The following is a 20,955-nucleotide window of genomic DNA, read 5'->3' as shown; positions in this document are numbered from 1 at the left end:
GATCCGGGAGGCCTTTTTTATTCTGCCGCGAGGAAGCGGCGGCGACGGGCGAGCAGCTTTACCGCGCCAGCCCCGACCGCGCCGCTGAGCAGCATGGCCAGGGTGAACCAGGGCCCCACGAACGCGTAGGTCTCCTGCCAGCAGTGCAAGCCATCGACCGCCGCCGCGACGCCCCCACAAAACAGACCGCAGGCGAAACCGGTCAGGGCGGGCTGCTCCAGGTCGATATCGCGCAGGCCGGCCATCGCCAGGGCCAGCATCGGCGCGGCGATGACCAGGATGTTGCCGACGCAGATCGCGGCGTTGGGCCAGTAAAGCGTCGCCAGGGCGCTCGCCGTCATGCCGGAGGCCTGGACGCCGGCGGCGATCAGCATGGCGCTGGCCAGGGCCGCCGCGCCGGCCAACGCCAAGAGACCGGTGGTCCGGCAACGGGCGATCCAGGTCGCGGCGACCAGGGCCAGGACTGCCACGGCGGCGGGATAGGCGACCTTGACCCAGAAGAACGGTTGGAAGACGGCGGCCGACAAATCCGGGCGCAGGTCCAGCCAGGCCAGGATCATCAACACGCCCGTCAGGGCCCCGGCGCCGGCCACCTCGGCCAGCCTCCACGGCAAGGTCTCGGCCGCCCAGATGGGCGCGCCCGCGCTCGCTCCGTCCCCACCTTCATAGATGGGCGGAGCGACGGTGTCGTCGATCGTCACGCGCCTCTCCCCACAGAGCCGTATGGCGGTTGCTGCCATGCCTACCGCGTCTCATTCGCGAAAGGCGGCGGCACTTGAGTGGCGTAACGACGGTTTGTCAATCGACCGGAAGGCGACGATACGAAACTTGATCGTAGCGCGGTCCGGAGAGACGTCTGGCGCCTACCAGCGCAGCGCCCAGCGCCCGATCAATGCGCCCAGGGCCGCCAGGAGCAGGACCCCAAGGCTGTACCAGAGCGCCACGAAGGTGAAGGTGTTCTCCGCGCAGTGCAGGCCGTAGACCGTCGCCGCCACGCCGCCGGAGAACAGACCCGTGGCCAGGCCGGCCAGCACGGGCCGGGTCGGAGCCATGCCACGCACCACCCACAGGCCCAGACCCAACATCGGCAGGCCCAGCATCAGGATGTTGCGGCTGCAGACGTGCCAGGAATGGCCGCGCAGCATGTGCAGCGCCCTCTGGATATCGGGGCTCATCATCGCCTGGACGACGCCGGCCACCACGAACACCGCCAGGACGCAGAGGCCCAGGATCCAGCCGCGCCGGCCCGAACCGGTCGGTCGCGCCAGCTGCTCGATGGCCAGGTAGCCAGCCAGTCCCAGAAGACCCGTATAGAGCGCCTTCATCCAGAACATGCCGCCCCGCATGGCCGGCATCAGGTCGTGACGCGTGTGCAGCCAGGCCAGCACCAGAACCAGAGCCGCCATGGCGCCCAGGCCAGCGACCATCGCCAGACGCTTCGGCGGCGCGCGCGAGACTTCCGTGTCCGAGGCCAGGGCGTCGATCAGATCATCCGTCCGCACGGCGCATCCTTTCAGCCAGGGCCTTCAGCGCCCGGTGCAGGGCGACCTTGGCCGCGCCCTCGGAAATGCCGGCCTTCGCGCCCGCCTCGGCCAGTGAGAGACCCGTCAGCTTGACGTCCGACACCAGGGTCCGCTGGCGTTCGGTCAAGGTGGACAGGGCCCGATCCAGCTCCAGCCCGACACCCGGTTCGGGCTCGTCGGCGGCCAGGAACTCGATGTGATCCTCGATCGGCAGGGTCTGGCGGACCTTTCGCCGCCGCCAGTGGTCGATCAACTTGTAGCGCGCCACCGCGTGCGCCCAGGCGGTGAAGGACTGGGACGAGTCCCAGGTCGACCGCTTCAGGTGCACCGCCAGCAACGTCTCCTGCACAAGATCCTCCACATCGCCGGGCGCGCCGGCCATCCGTCGCGCGAAATAGGCGCGCAGCCGGGTTCCGAGAGCGGCCAGGCACTCGCGATAGGCCGCGGCGTCGCCGTCCAGCCCGCGCAGCATCAGCGCCTTCAAACGGGTCTCGGTATCCGTCACGCCTACCCCTATTCGCGCGCGAGGGGCGGATGGTTACACGGTGTCGTGTCGCCCAGGAAAGCGCCCCGCCGAAATTTTGTTCGCCGAGCGATGTAACCTCGCGTCCAGTCGCTTCGTATCTCCCCTCGACCGGGCGGCGACGCGCTGCCCGGCGCCCACAGAAACACCTCAAGGAGAAACCCCATGAACCGCACCGCCGCCACCGCCGCCCTCGCCGCTGTCCTGGCCCTCTCGGCCGGCGTCTCGATGGCCTCGGCCGATGACCACATGAAGGCCAAGGGCGACCAGGAGAAGTGCTACGGCGTCGCCAAGGCCGGCGAGAACGACTGCAAGGCCGGCGCTGGCACCTCGTGCGCCGGCACCTCGAAGGCCGACTACCAGGGCAACGCCTGGAAGATGGTCAAGAAGGGCACCTGCGTGACGATCCAGACCCCGGCCGGCATGGGCTCGCTGACGCCGAAGGCCTAAGCCCTCCCCTTACACCGTCTCCCCGGCGAAAGCCGGGGCCCAGATGGAAGGGCGCTGGGGTGGGTTCTACGACCTCAGCGCTCTTCCAATCAGCCCAAGCGCCCCGAGATCTGGGTCCCGGCTTTCGCCGGGAAGATCGGGTTTGGTTGAGATAGGTCCCATGACCCCCACCGCCGGCCTCGGCCTCAAATCCCAGCACTATGCCGATGCGCTCGCGTGCGAGACGGAAGGCCTGTGGTTCGAGGTCCATCCCGAGAACTACATGTCGGCCGGCGGACCGCGTCTGGCGGCGCTGGAGGCCATCCGCGAACGCCGGCCGATCTCGCTGCACGGCGTGGGCCTGTCGCTCGCCGCCGACGCCGATCCGGACCGCGAGCATCTGGCCGCCCTCAAGCGCCTGGCCGACCGGTTCGAGCCGTTCGTGGTCTCCGAACACCTGGCCTGGTCGACGCATCGCGGTCAGCATCAGCCCGACCTCCTGCCCTTCCCCCGCACCCAAGCGGCCCTGGCCCGCATCGCCGGCAATATCGGCCGGATGCAGGACGCCCTGGATCGCCGAGTGCTGATCGAGAACCCCTCGCTCTACCTGCCCCTGACCGGTCACGACCTGGACGAGGTCGATTTCCTCAAGGCCCTGGTCGAGACGACCGGCTGCGGCCTGCTGGTCGACGTCAACAACGTCTTCGTCAGCGCCAGCAATCTCGGCTACGGCGCCGAGGCCTATCTGGACGCCCTGCCGGCCGAGGCGATCGGCGAAATCCACCTGGCGGGCCACGGCCTGGACGAAGGCGGCTCAAGCCTGTTGATCGACACGCATGGCGCGCCCGTGGCCGAGCCCGTCTGGGCGCTTTATCGCCGCCTGATCGACCGCATCGGCCCGCGCCCGACCCTGATCGAGCGCGACGACGACATCCCCGACTTCGCGACGCTGATGGCCGAGCGCGACCGCGCCGCCGCGATGCTGGAGCCGGTTCATGCCTGAGCTCCTCGATTTCCAGGACGCCTTCGTCGCGGCCCTCGACGGCGAACGCGCGGCGCTGTCGCCCTGGCTGGCGCCCGGCGCGGGCGAGGCCGGCCTCTCGGTCTATCGCAACACTATTGCCCGCGGTTGCGTCGACGCCCTGGCCGCCAATTTCCCGACCGTGGCGTCCATGGTCGGCGAGGACTGGTTCCGCGCCGCCGCCGCGCTGTTCGCCCGCGAGGCCCCGCCGACGCACGCCGCCCTGCTCGACTATGGCGAGGATTTCCCCGCCTGGCTCGACCGCTTCCCGCCGGCCCAGGACACGCCCTATCTGGTCGGCGTCGCCCACCTCGACCGCCTGCGCACCGAGAGCCTGTTCGCCGCCGAGGCGCCGTCTCTGGCCGCCGAGGCGCTCGCCGCCCTGGCGCCGGAAGACCTCGCCGAGACGCGCCTGCGCCTGCACCCCAACATCCGCTTCGCCGCCTTCGACGCCGGCCTGCCCAGCCTGTGGGCGGCCGCCCATCAAGGCCGTGAAGACCTGGCGCTCTCCGAGACGCCCGAGACGCTTCTCTTCATCCGCGCCGCCCACCGCGTGATCGGCGCGGCCGAGACCGAGTTCCTCCGCGCCTGCCGCGACGGCCAGACCCTGGCCCAGGCCGCCGAGCGCGCGGGCGACGACGTCTCTTCAATCTTCGCCCGCCTGATCGGCGACGGCGCCTTCATGGAAATCAGCCGATGACCGCCCCTACGCTTCGCGCACCCTTCGACGCCTTCGCTCAAGCCGCCCGCAAGGTGCTGACCGAGGACGTCCTGGCCCTGGTCACCCGCTTCGGCGTGGCGGCGATCTTCTTCCAGTCGGGCCGCACCAAGGTGGATGGCGTCCTGCACATCACCGACGGGACCTATTCGCTGTTCGAGACCGAGTATCACGTGCCCCTGCTGCCGCCGGACGTGGCGGCGCATGTGGCCACCTATTCGGAGCACCTGTTCTCGATCCTGCTGGTGCTGGGCCTGTTCACGCGGCTTTCCGCGCTGGCGTTCCTGGGCATGACCGCGGTGATCGAAATCTTCGTCTATCCCGACGCCTGGCCGACGCACCTGTCCTGGGCGGGCCTGCTGCTGTTCCTGATCGCGCGCGGCGGCGGGAAGCTCAGCCTGGATCGCCTGCTGAAGATCGCTTGATCTCCTCCACCCCGTTCTTCCCGGCGAAAGCAGGGACCCAGGTCGTAAGGCTGTGAGGCGCATGCAGAAACGCCCGCGATCCTCTACGGCTCGCGGGCGCTCTTGCATCTGGGCCCCGGCTTTCGCCGGGGAGACGGATGTGGGGTCTAATGAATCGTCGGCATACGCGGCACGGGCTTGCGCCACAGCTGCGCGGTCAGGGCGTTGGCGATGCCGACCCAGCCGAGGTCCGGAGCCACGCCACCGCCGACCTTGCGGGCTTCGATCGCATAGGCCGCCGAGGCCGCCAGCGAGGCCGTGGCCGCGCCCAGCTGCCCGCCGACGCGGCGTGCGCCCAGGCCCAGCCACAGGGCGTTGAAACCCTGCACCAGGCTCCAGATCGTCAGCGCCCGCGTACGAGCCGGGCTGGCCGGCGCATTCCAGGTGCGCAGGCCCGACAGGGTCATGGCGATGAACAGCGGCGGCAGCAGCAGACTGGTCAGGGGCTTGGGCTGGTGGGCGACCGGCTCGTGCATCTCGGCGAACTCGACGGCGTACATCTCGTCGTCCAGCAGGTTCTCGTGCCGACGGCCCATCATCAGGGCCGCCAGGATCGCGCCGCCCGCCAGGGCCGCGCCGGCGGCGATCTGCACGGCGGGGTGAGGACCCTCGCGCCGATCCAGCTCGAAAGCCTCGCGGCCGGCCAGGGCGCGCTCGCGCGACTTTCCGTTGGCGATATGCATGGCGGGACTCCCTCGTGAACTCGCAAGGTCAAACAGCCCAGCTGAACCTTGGTTCCAGCGCGACCAGGACCCTCGCCTCATGATGGCGTGATCCGCGCCGCGCGCCAGCCGAAAACACCGCCGAAATGTCCGATCCTCGACTTTCGTCGAGGACAACCAGACCTTGTTCCATACCAAAGTCTCGTGCGGCCGTATGTCGCGTTAAGCAACAATGCGAGTTTACACGCAAAATATCTCGTTGTTTTCACAAGGATATTTTTTAAACTTCGCCATACCGACGTTTCCTGAGCGTGCTCCCCCGTTAAGCCTCTCTTGAAGTTCGGAGCGCAACTTTTCGCCGAAGCGCGGAGAGCAGGCGTCGCCAGGGTGGTGACGGACCAGGGCCTCAGCGTTAGGGAAACTACGCCGATGTCCTTCTTCAGGCCTCGCCAGGACGACACCAAGACCGCCCAGCTCGGCGAAATGGAAGCGGTGATCGCCGCCATCCATCGCAGCCAGGCGGTCATCGAGTTCAATCTCGACGGCACGATCATCACGGCCAACGAGAACTTCCTTAACACGCTGGGCTATTGCCTGAACGAGATCCAGGGCCGCCATCACAGCCTGTTCGTCGAGGCCGACTACGCCAAGAGCGGCGAGTACCGCGACTTCTGGCGTCGGCTGAACAGTGGCGAGTTCTTCTCCGACAAGTTCAAGCGCGTGGGCAAGGGCGGCCAGGAGATCTGGATCCAGGCCTCGTACAACCCGATCTTCGACAAGGCCGGCAAGCCGGTGAAGGTGGTGAAGTTCGCCGCCGACATCACCGCCGTCGAGCTGGAACGCGCCGCCGCCGAGGCCGCCCGCAAGAAGGCCGACGAGGACAACAACCTGGTGTCCGTGGTGGCCGAAGGCCTGCGCCGCCTGGCGCGCGGCGACGTCAGCGAGCACATGACCTCGCTGGTGGATCCGCGCTACGTCCAGATCAAGGCCGACTTCAACACCGCCGTCGACAGCCTGCGCGAAACCGTCTCGATCATCGCCCAGCGCACCAACACCATGCAGGCCGGCATCGACGAGGTGTCGTTCGCCTCGGACGACCTGGCCCGCCGCACCGAGCAGCAGGCCGCCAGCCTGGAAGAGACCGCCGCCGCCCTCGACGAGATCACCGCCACGGTGGTGCGCAGCGCCGAGGGCGCCAAGCGCGCCTCGAACGCCGCCTCGTCCGCGCGGATCGACGCCGGCCGTTCCGGCGAGGTCGTCCAGCAGGCCATCAACGCCATGGGCGAGATCGAGAAGTCCTCGGCCCAGATCGGCAACATCATCGGGGTGATCGACGAGATCGCCTTCCAGACCAACCTTCTGGCTCTGAACGCCGGCGTCGAGGCTGCTCGCGCGGGTGAAGCTGGCCGTGGCTTCGCCGTCGTCGCCCAGGAAGTCCGGGCTCTCGCCCAGCGCTCCGCCGACGCGGCCAAGGAGATCAAGACCCTGATCGCCAACTCGACCGCCCAGGTCGATCGCGGCGTGAAGCTGGTCGGCGAAAGCGGCGCCTCGCTGGACGGCATCGTCAACAAGGTCGGGGAGATCGACGGCCTGATCTCGGAAATCGCCCGCTCGTCGCAGGAACAGGCCACCGCCCTCAATCAGGTCAACAGCGCCGTCAACCAGATGGACCACGTGACCCAGCAGAACGCGGCCATGGTGGAAGAGACCACGGCGGCCGCCGCCAACCTGCGCACCGAGGCTCATGACCTGGCTGGCCTGGTGAAGCGCTTCAACACCGGCCAGGACCACTCGCAACCCGTCGCCCAGAACCGCCGCCCGGGCGCCCGCGCGGCCTAGACCTCGAGCGGCATGGAGCGGCCAGTCTAACGCCAACCCCGATTTCCCCAGCCAAAGCCGGGGCCCGGATCGTAGGGCTGTGAGGCGCATGCAGAAACGCCCGCGATCCTGACCGGATCGCGGGCGCTCTTGCACCTGGGCCCCGGCTTTCGCCGGGGAGACGGATCGTAGGCGAGGCTTAAGCCGGCAGCTCGCCCATCGCGCTCTGCAGGTAGTTCTGGTCGCCCAGCGACTTGACCAGGCCCAGCTGCATTTCGAGGAAGTCGATGTGCTCCTCGGTGTCGGTCAGGATCTCGCGCAGGATCTCGCGGCTGACATAGTCGCGCACGGTCTCGCACTCGACGATGCCCGGGACCAGGAGCTCGCGGTTGAACAGCTCGACGTTCAGGTCGCTGGCCAGGCATTCCGGCACGGTCTCGCCGATCTTCAGCTTGTGCAGGTCCTGGAGGTTCGGGAGCCCTTCCAGGAACAGGATGCGGTTGATCAGCTTGTCGGCGTGCTTCATCTCGCCGATCGATTCGTCGTAGATGATCTTGCCGAGGCGCTTGAAGCCCCAGTTGTCGTACATCCGCGCGTGCAGGAAGTACTGGTTGATCGCGGTCAGTTCGTTGGTGAGCACCGCATTCAGAATACGGATGACGCCGGCGTCGCCCTTCATGGCCGCCTCCTTAAGGTTCGCTGTTCGGGCGGAACCTGGGGCAAGCCGATCCGGGCTTCAACCGCTATCTGTGCAAGTGTTTCGCAGGCTCACAAAAATCTGTGAGAGTGCTTCGCGATAGCCCGTAGAGTAGAGTTTCGCGCCGTTACTCGGCTGCGCCAAGCTCTATTCCGCTGCGAATGCGAGGGCTTCGCGGCTTTCCTGGATCATCTGGCGCATCTCGCATACGCACTTGGCGCACTGAGCCTGGCAGCCTTTGGAACGGAAGATGTCAGCCGGACGGCTGGCGCCAGCGTCGATGGCGGCGCGCACTTCGCGCTCGCGGATGCCGTTACAGTTACAAACGTACAAGGAAGGAACGCCCTACCCGATTGAGTGTCATTCTCAATTAGCGGGTCGCGACGACTTTTGCAACTGACTCTCACTATGGTTAGCAGCGTCGTAGGGTCGCATACTCCTTCTCTCCTTCTGGGCGGTCGCGCAGGGGCTCAAATTGGCATAAAGCCACGCCATGACCGCCGATTGCCGCCTCTACCTGATCACCCCGCCGTCCCTGACCGACCTGGCCGCCTTCGGCCGCCAGCTGGCCAAGGCCCTGGAAGGCGGCGACGTCGCCGCGCTGCAGATCCGCCTGAAGGACGCGCCGGACGACGTGATCGCCGCCGCCGTCGACGCCCTCTCGCCGATCGCCCAGGCCCGCGACGTGGCCGTGATCCTCAACGATCGCCCCGATCTCGCCGCCCGCCTGGCGGTGGACGGCGTCCATGTCGGCCAGTCGGACATGGCCCTGAAGGACGCGCGCAAGCTGATGGGCCAGCGGATGGTCGGCGTCACCTGCCACGACAGCCGCCACCTGGCGATGGAAGCCTCGGAAGGCGGGGCCGACTACGTCGCGTTCGGGGCCTTCTTCCCGACCACGACCAAGGACGCCCCGACCACCGCCGAGCCCGAGATCCTGACCATCTGGCAGGAGACGATGGAGACGCCGTGCGTGGCCATCGGCGGCATCACGGCGGCCAACGCCGCGCCCCTGGCCACGGCCGGCGCGGACTTCCTGGCCGTCTCGGCCGGGGTCTGGGCGCACCCCGAAGGCCCGGACGCCGGTGTCGCCGCCCTGAACGCCGCCATCACCGAAGGGCTGGGGCTGCGCAAATAAGGCGAAATAACGGCGTTCTCTTGTGACGCACTGCACACAGGCATAGCGTCCTCCCCAGCGAACAAAAGTAGAGGGGGAGACGCAGTGATGACGCGACTCAAGTTGTGTTTGCTTAGCGTATCGGTCCTGGCGTTTTCCGGCGCCGCGACCGCGGAGACCTGGAAACAGGCGCCGGGGGACACCAAGTCCTACTACGACGCCGACTTCACGCGCGTGGACCAGTCCAGTGGGCTGGTCGTCACCCGCGTCGCCGAGGGCAAGCCCAACGGCCCCTACAAGAACTGGCCGGCCAACAAGGGTCCGATCCTGGTCTTCGCGCTGGACTGCGGGGCCGACAAGTGGATGGACCTTGGGATGGACTTCGACGGCTCCAAGGGCCTGCCCAAGGGCTGGCGCAAGGAAGCCAAGATCGACGACATCTCCGGCGCCGTCGGCAAGGCCGGGAAGCTGGCCTGCGAGACGAAGGATACGCTGCCGAAGGTGGAGCTGCCTTAAACACCCACTCCGTCTTCCCGGCGAAAGCCGGGACCCAGATCGAACCCGAAGCATCGCGGGGTCTGGCGAGGCCGAAAGGCGCGTCATCCCAAACCGCTCCGGATGGATCTGGGCCCCCGGCTTTCGCCGGGGAAACGGTTGTGGAGCGAAGGATCAGTTCAGCCCCACCAGCTTCTCCGGGTTGCGCATCGCATAGACCGCCGCGATGCGGCCGTTCTCGATCTCCAGGCTCATGGTCTGGAAGACGACGCCGTTCGACGCCAGGACGAGGCCCGGCTGGCCGTTGACGCGCGCCAGGCGAACCGTCGTGTCGGCCGGCGGCGGGAACTTGCGCCTGATGCCCTGCAGCATGGCCACCAGCTTGGTCGCGCCATAGATCGGGTTGAGGTTGGCGTTGGCCTTGCCGCCGCCGTCGGCGTGCCAGACCACGTCCTCGGCCAGCAGGTCGCGCAGCGCCACCTCGTCGCCGGTCACCAGGGCCTGGAAGAAGGCCGTGGTCAGCTTGCGCTCCTCGTCGACGCTGGGCGTGTAGCGCGGCCGGTCGCGGCGTACGTGCTCGCGAGCCCGTGAGGCCAGCTGGCGGCAGGCGGTCTCGCTGCGGCCCAGGGCGGCGGCGATCTCGGCGAAGGGGGTGTCGAAGACATCGTGCAGCAGGAACGCCGCCCGCTCCAGCGGGGTCAGCCGCTCCAGAGCCAGCAGGAAGGCCACCGACAGGTCGGCGTCGCCGCCGGCCTCGAAGTCGGGCTCGACCACCGGCTCGGGCAACCATTCGCCGACATAGACCTCGCGCCGGGCGCGGGCCGATTTCATCCGGTCCAGGGCCAGGCGGGTGACCACGCGGTTGAGATAGGCGCCGGGCTCCTCGACGGTCTCGGCGTCGACCTTGCGCCAGCGCAGCCAGGCGTCCTGCACGACATCCTCGGCCTCGGCCCGCGAGCCGAGCATGCGGTAGGCCAGGCCCGTCATGGCCGAGCGGCGCTGCTCGAAGATCGCGTCCGCAGCTGTCATCTCCGCACCGCCACCGCCTCCCCGGCCACCTCGACACGTGAGCAGGTCTTGCCGTGGCCCATCGCGTACTTGACCGTGGGATAGACCCGCGCGGCGGCGATGGCGAGGGCGATCGCCGACAGGCCCTTGGGACCCCAGCGCTCCAGCACGTCGTCGCGCAGGGCGTCGGAGCGCTCCAGGTCGCGGGCCAGCGAGGCCTTGGCGAAGCGGAAGGCCAGGCCCGCGTCCGATCCCATCAGGGCAAGGTCGCCGGTCAGGATCCCGCGCAGCACGTCGGGCGGCACGCCGTGCTCCTGCGCCATGCGCACGCCGATCTGCACGCACGGCCCGCAGTCCTCGGCCAGGGTCGCCGCCAGGCCCGCCCCCGCCAGGGCCTCGGCCGGCGCGCCCTCGCGATAGCCCGCCAGGGTCCGCGCGCCTCGGAAGGCGTTCAGCGCCTTGGGGCTGGCCTCCAGCAGGTCGCGGATATAGGTCGCGTCGTAGGCGTAGCGCGTCTCGAAGCGGTCGATCGCGGCGGTCATGATCGCCTTCAGCATCGTCAGGCCTCTCGCGTCTTGAAGGCCGCCACCGCCAGCCACAGCGTCAGCAGGGTCGGCAGGAAGACGCCCGGAAAGTCCCGCGCCAGCAGCGGCCACGGCAGGGCGCTGCCGCAGAACGGCGTGATGATGTGGATGATCGCATGCACGCCCTGGAACGCGGCGGCGACCGCCACCGCGCCCGCGTGCCGGCGCAGGTCCAGCGCCCCCAGCAGGGTCCCGATGCCGCAGGCCAGATAGGTCGCGCCGATGTCGCGCACGAAGTGGTCGTTGAACGGTCCGGTCTGGATGACCCCGGGAATGGTCAGGTACCAGGGATAGGGGATGGTCAGCATCACCAGGCCGTTCCCCAGGAACAGCACCGTCAGTCCGATCGCGATCCAGCGCATGTCGCCCTCCGAATGGATTTCGGAAGACAGGACGAGACAGGCTCCGCCGACGTGACACGGTTCGGCGAAAAATCATCCGGAGACGCCGTTAAGCCTGTCGAATCAACGGCGCCTTGCCATCCCGCCTGTGGACGACTAGTTTCCGCGCCCGTTCTTTCACACCGTCGACCTACCGCTCCGCCGCCGGACTTTCCGGCGGGCGTCGACGGCATTGCCTTGAGGATTACACGCCGTGGCTACCCCTTCCGCCCTCCTGAACGTCATGATCGACGCGGCCCGGAAGGCCGCCCGTGGCCTGGCTCGCGACTTCGGCGAAGTCACGGAGCTGCAGGTCTCCAAGAAGGGCGCGGCGGACTTCGTCACCAATGCCGACCTCAAGGCCGAACAGACCCTGTTCGAGATCCTGACCAAGGCCCGCCCGGGCTACAGCTTCCTGGGCGAAGAGCGCGGCATGATCGAGGGCACCGACAAGACCCACACCTGGATCGTCGACCCGCTGGACGGCACCACCAACTTCATGCACGCCATCCCGCACTTCGCGGTCAACATCGCCCTGCAGCGTGAAGGCGAAGGCGTCGTCGCCGGCGTCACCTACAACCCGATCTCCAACGACCTGTTCTGGGTCGAAAAGGGCAAGGGCGCGTTCCTGGGCGCCGAGAAGCGCCTACGCGTCGCCGCCCGCCGGAACCTGGACGAAAGCGTCCTGGCCACGGGCGTGCCGTTCGCCGGCAAGCCGGGCCACGGCCAGTTCCTGAAGGAGCTGCACCAGGTCAGCCAGAAGGTCGCCGGCGTCCGCCGCTTCGGCGCCGCCTCGCTGGACCTGGCCTGGGTCGCCGCCGGCCGCTTCGACGCCTACTGGGAGCGCAACGTGCATCCCTGGGACGTCGCCGCCGGCGTGCTGATGATCCAGGAGTCGGGCGGCAAGGTCACCACGATCGACGAGAACGACCTGGACGTCGTCAACGGCAAGTCGATCCTGGCCAGCAACCAGGACCTCTACCCGCAGATCCTGGAGAAGCTGCGGGCGGCGTAGGATTTGTGATGGCGAGGGCGCGAAAGCCCTCGCCAAACCGTCACATCCCGGCGCTAAATCGCGCCCCATGACCCTGCTCACCCGTCGCGCCATGACCACCGCCGCGCTCGCCGGCACCCTGCTTCCGGGCCTCGCCTTCGGGCAGGCGAAAAAGCCCCTCGTCATCGGCCATCGCGGCTGCAGCGGCGAGCGGCCCGAGCACACAGCGCTGAGCTACGAGCGCGCCATCGAGCAGGGCGCGGACTTCATCGAGCCCGATCTGGTCCCGACCAAGGACGGCCACCTGGTGGCCCGCCACGAGAACGAGATCGGCGGCACCACCGACGTGGCCAAGCGTCCCGAATTCGCCGCCCGCAAGACGACCAAGACCATCGACGGCCAGCAAGTCACCGGCTGGTTCGTCGAGGACTTCACCCTGGCCGAGATCAAGACCCTGCGCGCCCGCGAGCGGCTGCCGCAGCTGCGTCCGACCAGCGCCGCCTTCGACGGCCAGGCCCAGATCCTGACCTTCGACGAGGTGGTGGCCATCGCCAAGGCCGGGACCAAGCGCACCGGCCGCACGATCGGCGTCTATCCCGAACTGAAGCACCCGACCTTCTTCGCCTCGATCGGCCTGCCGACCGACGACCGCCTGGTGGCCAAGCTGAAGTCCAACGACCTGAACTCGGCGACCGCCCCGGTGTTCGTGCAGTGCTTCGAGGTCGGCACACTGAAGAAGCTGCGCGCCAAGACCCCGGCGAAACTGGTGTTCCTGGTCGACGGCGAAGGCGGTCCGGCCGACCTGCCGAACGTCAAGTACGCCGACCTGATCACCGCCCAGGGCCTGAAGGACGTCGCGGTCTATGCCGACGGCCTGGGTCCGAACTGGAGCCTGGTGGTCCCCAATGACGGCCAGGCGCTGCTGCCGGCCACCGACCTCGTCAAGAACGCCCACGCGGCGGGTCTGCAGGTACACCCCTGGACCGTGCGTCAGGAGAACTACTTCCTGCCCGCCACCCTGCAGAAGGGCGATCCCAAGGACCCGGCCTTCCTGGCCCTGCCCGGCGACGTGACCCCGGTGTTCAAGGCGCTGTACGCGGCCGGCGTCGACGGCGTGTTCAGCGACTTCCCGGGCCTGGCGGTCGCCGCCCGCGCCTAACCACGCCTTCTTGACCGAACGACGATATCGAGCGGACAGTCCCGTCTCCTCGGGGGAATGACTGACATGCGCGCGATCGTCTTCACGGCGGGGCTTTTCGCCCTGATCCCGGCCTTCACCCAGGCCGACGCGCCCGCCCCCGCGCCCAGCGGCATGGGCCTGTGCTCGGGTAGTCCGGCCGCCAGCGACGCGCCCGCCAACGCCGTGAAGCTGCTGCCCGGCTACGGCGCGGCGACGTGGAAGATCCACACCGCCTCGCCCGACGCCCAGGCCTTCTTCGACAACGGCCTGCAGCTGGGCCACGCCTTCGCCCACAAGTCCGCCGTCGCCGCCTTCGAGGAGGCCGCGCGCCGCGACCCTACCTGCGCCATGTGCCTGTGGGGCCAGGCCTGGGCCGGCGGGGCGACGATCAACTACACGGTCGACGACAAGGTCCAGAAGGCGATGGCCGAGCTGATGGCGCGCGCCACGGTGCTGGCCGCCGACGGCCCGCCGCTGGAGCGCGAGCTGATCGCCGCCATGAAGGCCCGCTACGAGCACGGCGGCGGCAAGGGCGCGGGCGACGCCGCCTACGCCAAGGCCATGGACGCCCTGGCCCGCGCCAACCCCGATGACGACGAGCTGGCCGTCCTGGCCGCCGACGCCCTGATGGTCACCGCCTCCCTGGCCGGGACCAAGGCCAACCTGCCCCGCGCGGTCGAGCTGCTGGAGACCTCGCTGAAGCGCGACCCGCAAAGCGCCGCGGCCATCCACTTCTACATCCACGCCACCGAGATGAGCGGCTTCACCGCCCGCGCCGAGCCGTGGGCCGACAAGCTGGAAGGCCTGGCCCCGTCGGCCAGCCACCTCGTCCACATGCCCTCGCACACCTACTACTGGGTGGGCCGCTACGAGGACGCGCTGAAGTCCAACCTCTCGGCGGCCAAGCTGGACCGGGCCAATGCCACCGCCCAGGGCTTCACGGGCGAGGACGGCGTCTACAAGCTCTACTACCACGCCCACAACGTGCAGTTCGGCGCGGGCTCGGCCCTGATGTCGGGCGACGCGGAAGGCGGCCTGGCCATCGCCCGCCCCTTCCTGACCCATTCGCTGACGCTGAAGCCCGACCAGCCCTGGGACCAGGCGGTCGCCGGCACGGCCTATTCCGTCGAGGGCCGCTACGCCACGCCGGAAGAGGTGCTGGCCCTGCCGGAACCGTCCCTGCCCTATCCGAAGGCCATGTGGCGCTATGCGCGGGGCGAGGCCATGGCCCGCAAGGGCGACGTCGCCGGCGTGCGGCGCGAACTGGCCCAGGTCCAGGTGGACGCCGGCGCGCTGAAGGCCTGGGGTCCGTTCAGCGCCATGGGCGTCGACGCCATCAAGGTCGCGCGCCTCGTCCTGGAGGGTCGGGCGGCGATGCTGGAGGGCAAGCCCAAGGTCGCCGCCAAGGCCTTCCGCAAGGCCGCCGACCTGGAAGAGACCCGCTTCGGCGACCAGACCGATCCGCCGGTCTGGTGGTATGCGCCACGCCGCGACCTGGCGCTGGCCCTGCTGGCCTCCGGCGACGCCAAGGGCGCGGCAGACGAGGCCCGCGCGGCGCTGGCCAAGCGCCTGCGCGACCCGGTCACCTTGGCCATACTCTCCCGCGCCGAGCGCAAGCTGGGCATGACGCAGGCCGCCGACCTGCACATGGACGAGGCCCGCAAGGCCTGGGCCGGTGAGCCCAAGGCCCTGGAGTTGGCCAGCCTCTGAGGCTCTTGCCGAAGCAGGTCGCGCGGGTGCAGCGTGCCGCCCGTCGACTTGCCTCGGGGAACTCCATGAAAATCCGCAACACCGCCCTGGCGGTCATCGCCGCCGTGACCCTCTGCGGCCCCGCCCTGGCCACCCCCGCCTCCAGCGCGCTGGACAAGATCGCCGTCGATTTCGTCCACCTGACCCTGGAGGCCGGCGAGCGCGAGCCGGGCTATGTCGACGCCTATTACGGTCCCAAGGACTGGGAAGCCGCCGCCAAGGCCAATCCGCGTCCGGTCTCGGCGCTGCGTAAGGCCGCCGACCAGTTGCAGGCGGACCTGGCCAAGGTCAGCGACAAGGACCTCTCGCCCGACGAGCGCCGCCGCAAGGTGTTCATGCGCGGCCAGCTCAAGGCCGCCCAGACCCGCCTGGCCATGATCGCCGGCGACAAGTTCAGCTTCGAGGACGAGGCCGAGGGCCTGTTCGGCGTCCGCCCCGTGATCAAGCCGCTGAAGCGCTATGACCCGATCCTGGCCCGCATCGACAAGATCGTGCCGGGCAAGGGCGATCTCGCCGCCCGCGTCGACGCCTTCCAGAACCGCTATGTGATCCCGACCGACAAGGTGGAAGCGGTGATGCAGGCCGGCATCGCCGCCTGCAAGGCCAAGACCGAAGCGCACATCAAGCTGCCCGCCAATGAGCGCTTCGACATGGAGTTCGTCACCAAGAAGCCGTGGAGCGGCTACAACTGGTACAAGGGCGGAGCCCACAGCCTGATCCAGATCAACACCGACCTGCCGATCTATATCAGCCGCGCCTTGGACCTGGGCTGCCACGAGGGCTATCCGGGCCACCACGTGCTGAATGCCCTGCTGGAAGAGAAGCTGACCAAGGAAAAGGGCTGGGTCGAGTTCAGCGTCTATCCGCTGTTCTCGCCGCAATCGTTCATCGCCGAGGGCAGCGCCAATTTCGGCATCGAACTGGCCTTCCCCGGCCAGGCCAAGACCGACTTCGAGCGCGACAAGCTCTATCCGCTGGCGGATCTCGATCCCAAGACCGCCAAGGCCTATGGCGAGCTGCAGGAGGCCAAGGGGGCCCTGTCCAGCGCCGGCAATACGATCGCGGCGCTATACCTGTCGGGCAAGATGACCAAGGAGCAGGCCGTCCAGGCGCTGATGAAGTACACGCTCTATTCGCGGGGCGGCGCCGAGAAGCGGGTGTCGTTCATCGAGACCTACCGCTCGTACGTCATCAACTACAACCTCGGCCAGGACATGGTCCGCGACCACGTTTACCGCGCCGGCAAGACCGAAGCCGCCCGCTGGGCGTCGATGGAACACGTGATCAGCGAACCGACGACGCCAGCGGATTTGCGGAAGTAATCACCGCCCGGGTCGCTTTGCCGACACAGGAACACATCCGGCCCGACTGCCGTTTGCCCCCTCGCCGCCGCCTGTTCGCGGCGTAGGGGTCGCCTCGCTCGGCGATCTCTCCTTCAAGATCAAGGAGTGTGTCCGTGTACGGTGGCGAACGTCTTTCGCGCCTGGGCGCGTTCAGCCCGCGCTTCCCTGACGCCGAGGCCCTGCACAAGGGCTTGGCGCACTGGAATCACGTCCGCCTGGCGCCGGCCGCGCCCTCCGACGGCTGGCGCGAGGAGCTGGATCAGGAAATCCACATGCGCCGCATCGAGGGCGCGTTCATCGAGGCCTTCCGCCGCCACGTCGCGCCGCTGGTCGAGGACGTCCCGCAGGACGCCGACGGCTTCATCGCCTGGTTCGAGGCGCTGAAGGACCACGGCCCCGGCCAATGGGACCCGTTGTTCGACTGGCTGGACGGCGACGCCTCGCTGGAGGACCTCAAGTGGTTCCTGACCCAGGAGGCGGCCGGCGAGGCCGGCTTCGACGATCTGGTCGCCATGACCCAGGTCAAGGTCCCCGATCGCGCCAAGCTGGAGCTGGCTCGCAACTACTGGGACGAGATGGGCCGTGGCGGCGCCAAGGGCATGCACGGCCCGATGCTGTCGCGGACGACGGCGACCCTGGGCCTGACGCCGACCATCGACGCCACCCTGTGGCAATCGCTGTGCCTGGCCAATGTCATGACCGCCTTCGCCACGACGCGTCGCTATGTCTGGCAGTCGATCGGCGCGCTGGGCGTGGTGGAGCTGACCGCCCCGACGCGCGTGGCCTGTGTCGATGCGGGCCTGAAGCGCGTCGGCGTCGGTCCCGAAGCCCGCAAGTACTTCGCCTTACACGCCCAGCTGGACATCGAGCACTCCAAGGCCTGGAACGCCGAGGCCCTGGTCCCACTGGTGTCGGAAGATCCCTCCCGCGCCAAGTACATCGCCGAGGGCGCGGTCATGCGCCTGATCTGCGGCGAGCAGTGCTTCGACACCTACCGCGCCCATCTGTGGGCCCACACCCACCCGTTGGTCTACGCGGCGGAGTAGGCCTAGACCGCCTCGACCCCGAACTGCAGGCTGGCCAGACGGGCGTAGAGCCCGCCCTTGGCGAAGAGCTCGGCGTGCGTGCCCTGCTCGACGACCTTGCCCTCTTCCATGACCACGATGCGATCGGCCTTCAGCACGGTGGCCAGGCGGTGAGCGATCACGAGGGTCGTGCGGCCCTCCATGGCCGTTGTCAGGGCCTGCTGGACCAGGCGCTCGCTCTCGGCGTCCAGGGCGCTTGTGGCCTCGTCCAGCAGCAGGATCGGGGCCTGGCGCACGAGGGCGCGGGCGATGGCCAGGCGTTGGCGCTGGCCGCCCGACAGGGTCTTGGCGCGCTCGCCGACCGGGGTGTCGAAGCCCTGCGGCAGGGCCGAGAGGAAGCCGGCGGCCTGGGCGGCCTCGGCGGCGGCGTGGACCTCGGCCTCGGTGGCGTCGGCGCGGCCGAAGCGGATATTGTCGGTGGCCGAGCCGGAGAAAAGCGGCGAGTCCTGGGCGACCAGGGCCATGCGCTCGCGCACCTCGGCCGGCTCGGCGTCGCGCAGATCGACGCCGTCCAGACGGATGCCGCCGCTTTGCGGGTCGTAGAAGCGCAGCAGGAGCCGCAGGACGGTGCTCTTGCCCGCGCCCGAAGGCCCGACCAGGGCCACGGTCTCGCCGGGCTTCACGGCCAGATCAAAGCCGTTCAGGGCCGGCAGGTCCGGACGGCCCGGATAGGCGAAGACCACGTTGTCAAAGGCGATCGCGCCCTGGGCCGGGACCGGCAGGGTCTTGGGCGCCGGCGGTGCGGCGATGTCGGGCTGGGCGTTCAGCAGCTCGGAGATGCGGTCCATGGCCCCGGAGGCCTTCTGGACGTCGCCCCAGACCTCGCCCAAGGCCCCGATCGCGCCGGCGGCCATCACGGCCAGCATGGCGAACTGGGCCAGGGTGCCGCCGGTCATCTCGCCGGCCATGACCAGGCGCGCGCCGGTCCATAGCAAGAGGGTGATCCCGCCGAAGGCCAAGGTGATGACCATGCCAGTCATGCTGGCACGGGTGACGATGCGCCGGACCGAGGCCTTGTAGGCTTCCTCCACCGCGCCGCCGAAGCGCCCGGCCGAGGCCTTCTCGCGCCCGAAGGCCTGCACCGTCTCCAGGGCGTCCAGGCTCTCGCCGGCATAGCCCACGGCGTCGGCGAAGCGGTCCTGGGCGGTGACGGTCAGCTTGCGCACGCGACGGCCGACCAGGAACATCGGGGCCAGGATCACCGGCACCATCAGCACGATGAAGCCCGCCAGCTTGGGCGAGACCACCGCCATGTAGCCGAGCCCGCCCACGAGGCTGAGGATGTTGCGCAGGGCGATCGAGGCCGAGGCCCCGACCAGCTGCTCGATCAGGCTGACGTCGGTGGTCAGGCGCGACAGCACCTCGCCCGTGCGGGTCTTGAGGAAATACTGCTGGTCCAGGGTCAGGGTGTGGCCATAGAGCGCACGGCGCACGTCCGCCACGACCCGCTCGCCCAGGCGGGTGATGAAGAAGAATCGGCAGGCGGTGGCGATCGCCAGCACCAGGGCCACGGCGCCCAGGCCGATGAAGGCGCTGTTGATCTCGCTACCCGCGCCCTTGGCGAATCCGTGGTCGATCACTTCCTTGAAGGCCGCCGTCAGGCCCAGGGTCGCGCCGGTCGAGAACAGCAGGAAGAAGGCCGCCGCCAGCCCGTCGCCCTTGTGGGCCTTGACGAAAGGCAGCAGGTGGGCGAGCGGACGGATGTCCTTGCGGCGGGGTCGGCGGGCCTTGGCCTCGGCCATGCCCTGGACCAATTCGGCCCCCGCGCCGGGGCGGCCTTCGGCCTTCTGGTCGCCGCCGTTCGCGTCAGTCATCAACAGTCCCTTGCCAAAATCGCGCGGGTTCTTTATAGCCGCCCGTCTTCGAGGGCCACCCCGCGCGTGTGGGAATGGCGCTTAACCCAATTCACACTCGCCGGCTTAGTCGGACTGGATCGCCGCCATGAAACAAGACATTCACCCCGACTACCACTTCATCACCGTCACCCTGACGGATGGCTCGAACTATCAAACCCGTTCGACCTACGGCAAGGAAGGCGCGAACCTGGCGCTCGACATCGACCCGCGCACCCACCCGGCGTGGACCGGCGGCAACGCCCAGATGCTGGACCGTGGCGGTCGCGTTTCGCGCTTCAACGCTAAGTTCGCTGGCTTCACCGCCAAGAAGTAAGAAGCTTCCCGCTTCTCGCCGTAAGGGCGACGAAAAGCCGGTTCCGCGTTCGCGGGCCGGCTTTTTCCGTATCTGGTGCCTAGGTAGCGCCCCCTCCGTCACGAGGCTGCGCCTCGCGCCACCTCCCCCGTTTCACGGGTGAGGAGGAAGGCGCTTTTCTCCTCACCCGCCTGCGGGGGAGGTGGATCGGCGCGAATACGCGACGAGACGGAGGGGGCGCTCCTCAGTCTTCCCCACCGTCCGGCTCGTAAGGATCATCCCCACGATCCCGCATCAGGTCCGTCGCGACGAAGTCCAGCGCGTCCTCGGCGTCGGCGAAGCTCAGCTCCGACACCGTCTGGTCGCGCACCGAGATTCCCGCCTTGTGGGTGCTGTCGGGGTCGCCGGTGATCAGCGGGTGCCAGCGCGGCAGGTCCTTGCCCTCGTGGATCCGGCGATAGCCGCACGACGGCGGCATCCATTGCAGGTCCTCGATGTTGTAGGGCGTCAGCTTGATGCAGTCCGGCACCGTCTTCTTGCGGTTCGGATAGTCCTTGCAGCGGCAGCTATGTTCGTCGAACAGCTGGCAGTGCACCCGCGTGGGGATGATTTCGCCGGTATCTTCGTCTTCGAAGCGAACGAGGCAGCAAAGGCCGCACCCATCGCATAGGCTCTCCCACTCGGGGACGGTCATCTCGGGGAGCGTCTTCGTCTCCCAGAAAGGTTTGCGTGGCGTCATGGCGCCGTCCTAAACCCGATTTACCCGGCGACCAAACAGAGCCTGCTTGAGACCGTGAACGACTGGACGCTTCCGCCTTACAAGTTCGACGACAAGGAACCGCCAAAGCGCCCCGACGGGCGCCAGGCGGAGCCTGCCGCCAGCGCGTCGCCGCAGCCGCCCCAGCCGCCTCAACAACCGCCTCAACAGCCGGCCCATGACCCGTGGGCGCCGCAGGCCCCGCTGCAGGACCCTTTCCGGCTCTCGCCCCCGCCGCCGCCGACCTATCAGCCTCCGCC

24 protein-coding genes and 1 pseudogene are annotated in these 20,955 nt (G+C 68.6%); 13 read left to right on the top strand and 12 right to left on the bottom strand.

Annotated elements, in window-relative coordinates; genetic code table 11:
• Positions 1-17 precede the first annotated feature (17 nt).
• The 3 genes from AC07YH_RS15715 to AC07YH_RS15705 form a co-directional block, all read right to left on the bottom strand.
• The gene (locus AC07YH_RS15715) at positions 18-701 is read right to left on the bottom strand and encodes an NrsF family protein (protein ID WP_494747909.1); all 684 of its coding nucleotides are present in this window, start codon (positions 699-701) and stop codon (positions 18-20) included.
• 162 nt (positions 702-863) lie between these two features.
• The gene (nrsF, locus tag AC07YH_RS15710; protein ID WP_494747908.1) at positions 864-1,502 is read right to left on the bottom strand and encodes an anti-sigma-F factor NrsF; all 639 of its coding nucleotides are present in this window, start codon (positions 1,500-1,502) and stop codon (positions 864-866) included.
• Complete coding sequence (locus AC07YH_RS15705) at positions 1,489-2,028, bottom strand: sigma-70 family RNA polymerase sigma factor (RefSeq protein ID WP_494747907.1); 540 nt, start codon at positions 2,026-2,028, stop codon at positions 1,489-1,491. The genes nrsF and AC07YH_RS15705 overlap by 14 nt, the downstream gene beginning before the upstream one ends.
• 183 nt (positions 2,029-2,211) lie before the next feature.
• On the opposite strand from AC07YH_RS15705, the gene AC07YH_RS15700 reads away from it, so the two are divergent.
• From AC07YH_RS15700 to AC07YH_RS15685, 4 genes are all read left to right on the top strand, one after another.
• A complete protein-coding gene (locus AC07YH_RS15700) occupies positions 2,212-2,496 on the top strand; it encodes a BufA1 family periplasmic bufferin-type metallophore (protein ID WP_494747906.1) in 285 nt (94 codons plus the stop codon).
• Between the two features lie 160 nt (positions 2,497-2,656).
• The gene (gene bufB, locus AC07YH_RS15695; protein ID WP_494747905.1) at positions 2,657-3,478 is read left to right on the top strand and encodes an MNIO family bufferin maturase; all 822 of its coding nucleotides are present in this window, start codon (positions 2,657-2,659) and stop codon (positions 3,476-3,478) included.
• Positions 3,471-4,196: an HvfC/BufC family peptide modification chaperone gene (locus AC07YH_RS15690; RefSeq protein WP_494747904.1), complete on the top strand. Its 726-nt coding sequence runs from the start codon at positions 3,471-3,473 to the stop codon at positions 4,194-4,196. Before bufB ends, AC07YH_RS15690 begins: the two co-directional genes overlap by 8 nt.
• A complete protein-coding gene (locus AC07YH_RS15685) occupies positions 4,193-4,639 on the top strand; it encodes a DoxX family protein (RefSeq protein WP_494747903.1) in 447 nt (148 codons plus the stop codon). The genes AC07YH_RS15690 and AC07YH_RS15685 overlap by 4 nt, the downstream gene beginning before the upstream one ends.
• A gap of 146 nt (positions 4,640-4,785) precedes the next feature.
• Here the strand turns inward: AC07YH_RS15685 and AC07YH_RS15680 are convergent, their stop codons facing one another.
• Positions 4,786-5,361 carry a tryptophan-rich sensory protein gene (locus AC07YH_RS15680; protein WP_494747902.1) on the bottom strand — a complete coding sequence of 192 codons (576 nt, stop codon included), beginning with the start codon at positions 5,359-5,361 and terminating at the stop codon, positions 4,786-4,788.
• Between the two features lie 408 nt (positions 5,362-5,769).
• On the opposite strand from AC07YH_RS15680, the gene AC07YH_RS15675 reads away from it, so the two are divergent.
• Positions 5,770-7,179, top strand: a complete 1,410-nt coding sequence (locus AC07YH_RS15675; RefSeq protein ID WP_494747901.1) for a methyl-accepting chemotaxis protein — start codon at positions 5,770-5,772, stop codon at positions 7,177-7,179.
• Positions 7,180-7,357: 178 nt separating this feature from the next.
• Here AC07YH_RS15675 and bfr read toward each other — a convergent pair whose 3' ends face one another.
• Both bfr and AC07YH_RS15665 read right to left on the bottom strand, forming a co-directional pair.
• Positions 7,358-7,837, bottom strand: a complete 480-nt coding sequence (gene bfr / locus AC07YH_RS15670; RefSeq protein ID WP_494618611.1) for a bacterioferritin — start codon at positions 7,835-7,837, stop codon at positions 7,358-7,360.
• 165 nt (positions 7,838-8,002) lie between these two features.
• Entirely contained in the window at positions 8,003-8,188 is a 186-nt protein-coding gene (locus tag AC07YH_RS15665; RefSeq protein WP_494618613.1) for a (2Fe-2S)-binding protein, read from the bottom strand.
• Positions 8,189-8,348: 160 nt separating this feature from the next.
• Here AC07YH_RS15665 and thiE point away from each other — a divergent pair, with 160 nt between their 5' ends.
• Together thiE and AC07YH_RS15655 are read left to right on the top strand one after the other, a co-directional pair.
• Entirely contained in the window at positions 8,349-8,993 is a 645-nt protein-coding gene (thiE, locus tag AC07YH_RS15660) for a thiamine phosphate synthase (protein WP_494747900.1), read from the top strand.
• Between the two features lie 87 nt (positions 8,994-9,080).
• Positions 9,081-9,488 (top strand): hypothetical protein, encoded by a 408-nt coding sequence (locus AC07YH_RS15655; RefSeq protein WP_494747899.1) that lies wholly within the window; start codon positions 9,081-9,083, stop codon positions 9,486-9,488.
• A 153-nt stretch (positions 9,489-9,641) separates the two neighbouring features.
• On the opposite strand, the gene AC07YH_RS15650 is transcribed toward AC07YH_RS15655, so the two are convergent.
• The 3 genes from AC07YH_RS15650 to AC07YH_RS15640 are packed head-to-tail and all read right to left on the bottom strand — an operon-like array spanning position 9,642 to position 11,421.
• Complete coding sequence (locus AC07YH_RS15650; RefSeq protein WP_494747898.1) at positions 9,642-10,496, bottom strand: sigma-70 family RNA polymerase sigma factor; 855 nt, start codon at positions 10,494-10,496, stop codon at positions 9,642-9,644.
• Positions 10,493-11,032, bottom strand: a complete 540-nt coding sequence (locus AC07YH_RS15645; RefSeq protein ID WP_494747897.1) for a hypothetical protein — start codon at positions 11,030-11,032, stop codon at positions 10,493-10,495. Before AC07YH_RS15645 ends, AC07YH_RS15650 begins: the two co-directional genes overlap by 4 nt.
• Positions 11,033-11,034: 2 nt before the next feature.
• Complete coding sequence (locus AC07YH_RS15640) at positions 11,035-11,421, bottom strand: hypothetical protein (protein WP_494747896.1); 387 nt, start codon at positions 11,419-11,421, stop codon at positions 11,035-11,037.
• Positions 11,422-11,653: 232 nt separating this feature from the next.
• Between AC07YH_RS15640 and AC07YH_RS15635 the strand changes: the two genes are divergently transcribed.
• From AC07YH_RS15635 to AC07YH_RS15615, 5 genes are all read left to right on the top strand, one after another.
• Positions 11,654-12,454 carry an inositol monophosphatase family protein gene (locus AC07YH_RS15635; protein ID WP_494747895.1) on the top strand — a complete coding sequence of 267 codons (801 nt, stop codon included), beginning with the start codon at positions 11,654-11,656 and terminating at the stop codon, positions 12,452-12,454.
• Positions 12,455-12,521: 67 nt separating this feature from the next.
• Positions 12,522-13,592 carry a glycerophosphodiester phosphodiesterase gene (locus tag AC07YH_RS15630; protein WP_494747894.1) on the top strand — a complete coding sequence of 357 codons (1,071 nt, stop codon included), beginning with the start codon at positions 12,522-12,524 and terminating at the stop codon, positions 13,590-13,592.
• Between the two features lie 66 nt (positions 13,593-13,658).
• Positions 13,659-15,323 (top strand): hypothetical protein, encoded by a 1,665-nt coding sequence (locus AC07YH_RS15625; protein WP_494747893.1) that lies wholly within the window; start codon positions 13,659-13,661, stop codon positions 15,321-15,323.
• A gap of 65 nt (positions 15,324-15,388) precedes the next feature.
• A complete protein-coding gene (locus tag AC07YH_RS15620; protein ID WP_494747892.1) occupies positions 15,389-16,684 on the top strand; it encodes a hypothetical protein in 1,296 nt (431 codons plus the stop codon).
• A 134-nt stretch (positions 16,685-16,818) separates the two neighbouring features.
• Complete coding sequence (locus AC07YH_RS15615; RefSeq protein WP_494747891.1) at positions 16,819-17,751, top strand: iron-containing redox enzyme family protein; 933 nt, start codon at positions 16,819-16,821, stop codon at positions 17,749-17,751.
• A 2-nt stretch (positions 17,752-17,753) separates the two neighbouring features.
• Here the strand turns inward: AC07YH_RS15615 and AC07YH_RS15610 are convergent, their stop codons facing one another.
• Positions 17,754-19,607: an ABC transporter transmembrane domain-containing protein gene (locus tag AC07YH_RS15610; protein WP_494747890.1), complete on the bottom strand. Its 1,854-nt coding sequence runs from the start codon at positions 19,605-19,607 to the stop codon at positions 17,754-17,756.
• A 124-nt stretch (positions 19,608-19,731) separates the two neighbouring features.
• Between AC07YH_RS15610 and rpmE the strand changes: the two genes are divergently transcribed.
• Positions 19,732-19,959 (top strand): 50S ribosomal protein L31, encoded by a 228-nt coding sequence (rpmE, locus tag AC07YH_RS15605; RefSeq protein WP_454717888.1) that lies wholly within the window; start codon positions 19,732-19,734, stop codon positions 19,957-19,959.
• Between the two features lie 79 nt (positions 19,960-20,038).
• On the opposite strand, the pseudogene AC07YH_RS15600 reads toward rpmE, so the two are convergent.
• A pseudogene (locus AC07YH_RS15600) lies at positions 20,039-20,195 on the bottom strand (hypothetical protein); the annotation flags it as partial.
• Complete coding sequence (locus AC07YH_RS15595) at positions 20,183-20,677, bottom strand: YcgN family cysteine cluster protein (RefSeq protein WP_494747889.1); 495 nt, start codon at positions 20,675-20,677, stop codon at positions 20,183-20,185. The pseudogene AC07YH_RS15600 and the gene AC07YH_RS15595, both read right to left, overlap by 13 nt.
• Positions 20,678-20,955: the final 278 nt, after the last annotated feature.

Source organism: Caulobacter sp. GW456-12-1-14-TSB4, assembly GCF_059424195.1.
The sequence above is the reverse complement of the archived record's forward strand: the minus strand, read 5'-3'. Positions and strand labels throughout refer to the sequence as shown.

Excerpts from the sequence above, each read along its gene's own strand:
- AC07YH_RS15625 (WP_494747893.1), top strand. The coding sequence starts at position 13,659 with ATGCGCGCGATCGTCTTCACGGCGGGGCTTTTCGCCCTGATCCCGGCC.
- AC07YH_RS15700 (WP_494747906.1), top strand. The coding sequence starts at position 2,212 with ATGAACCGCACCGCCGCCACCGCCGCCCTCGCCGCTGTCCTGGCCCTC.
- AC07YH_RS15655 (WP_494747899.1), top strand. The coding sequence starts at position 9,081 with ATGACGCGACTCAAGTTGTGTTTGCTTAGCGTATCGGTCCTGGCGTTT.
- AC07YH_RS15645 (WP_494747897.1), bottom strand. The coding sequence starts at position 11,032 with ATGCTGAAGGCGATCATGACCGCCGCGATCGACCGCTTCGAGACGCGC.
- AC07YH_RS15680 (WP_494747902.1), bottom strand. The coding sequence starts at position 5,361 with ATGCATATCGCCAACGGAAAGTCGCGCGAGCGCGCCCTGGCCGGCCGC.
- AC07YH_RS15595 (WP_494747889.1), bottom strand. The coding sequence starts at position 20,677 with ATGACGCCACGCAAACCTTTCTGGGAGACGAAGACGCTCCCCGAGATG.
- bfr (WP_494618611.1), bottom strand. The coding sequence starts at position 7,837 with ATGAAGGGCGACGCCGGCGTCATCCGTATTCTGAATGCGGTGCTCACC.
- thiE (WP_494747900.1), top strand. The coding sequence starts at position 8,349 with ATGACCGCCGATTGCCGCCTCTACCTGATCACCCCGCCGTCCCTGACC.
- AC07YH_RS15685 (WP_494747903.1), top strand. The coding sequence starts at position 4,193 with ATGACCGCCCCTACGCTTCGCGCACCCTTCGACGCCTTCGCTCAAGCC.
- AC07YH_RS15620 (WP_494747892.1), top strand. The coding sequence starts at position 15,389 with ATGAAAATCCGCAACACCGCCCTGGCGGTCATCGCCGCCGTGACCCTC.
- AC07YH_RS15640 (WP_494747896.1), bottom strand. The coding sequence starts at position 11,421 with ATGCGCTGGATCGCGATCGGACTGACGGTGCTGTTCCTGGGGAACGGC.
- bufB (WP_494747905.1), top strand. The coding sequence starts at position 2,657 with ATGACCCCCACCGCCGGCCTCGGCCTCAAATCCCAGCACTATGCCGAT.
- rpmE (WP_454717888.1), top strand. The coding sequence starts at position 19,732 with ATGAAACAAGACATTCACCCCGACTACCACTTCATCACCGTCACCCTG.
- AC07YH_RS15650 (WP_494747898.1), bottom strand. The coding sequence starts at position 10,496 with ATGACAGCTGCGGACGCGATCTTCGAGCAGCGCCGCTCGGCCATGACG.
- AC07YH_RS15675 (WP_494747901.1), top strand. The coding sequence starts at position 5,770 with ATGTCCTTCTTCAGGCCTCGCCAGGACGACACCAAGACCGCCCAGCTC.
- AC07YH_RS15690 (WP_494747904.1), top strand. The coding sequence starts at position 3,471 with ATGCCTGAGCTCCTCGATTTCCAGGACGCCTTCGTCGCGGCCCTCGAC.
- AC07YH_RS15630 (WP_494747894.1), top strand. The coding sequence starts at position 12,522 with ATGACCCTGCTCACCCGTCGCGCCATGACCACCGCCGCGCTCGCCGGC.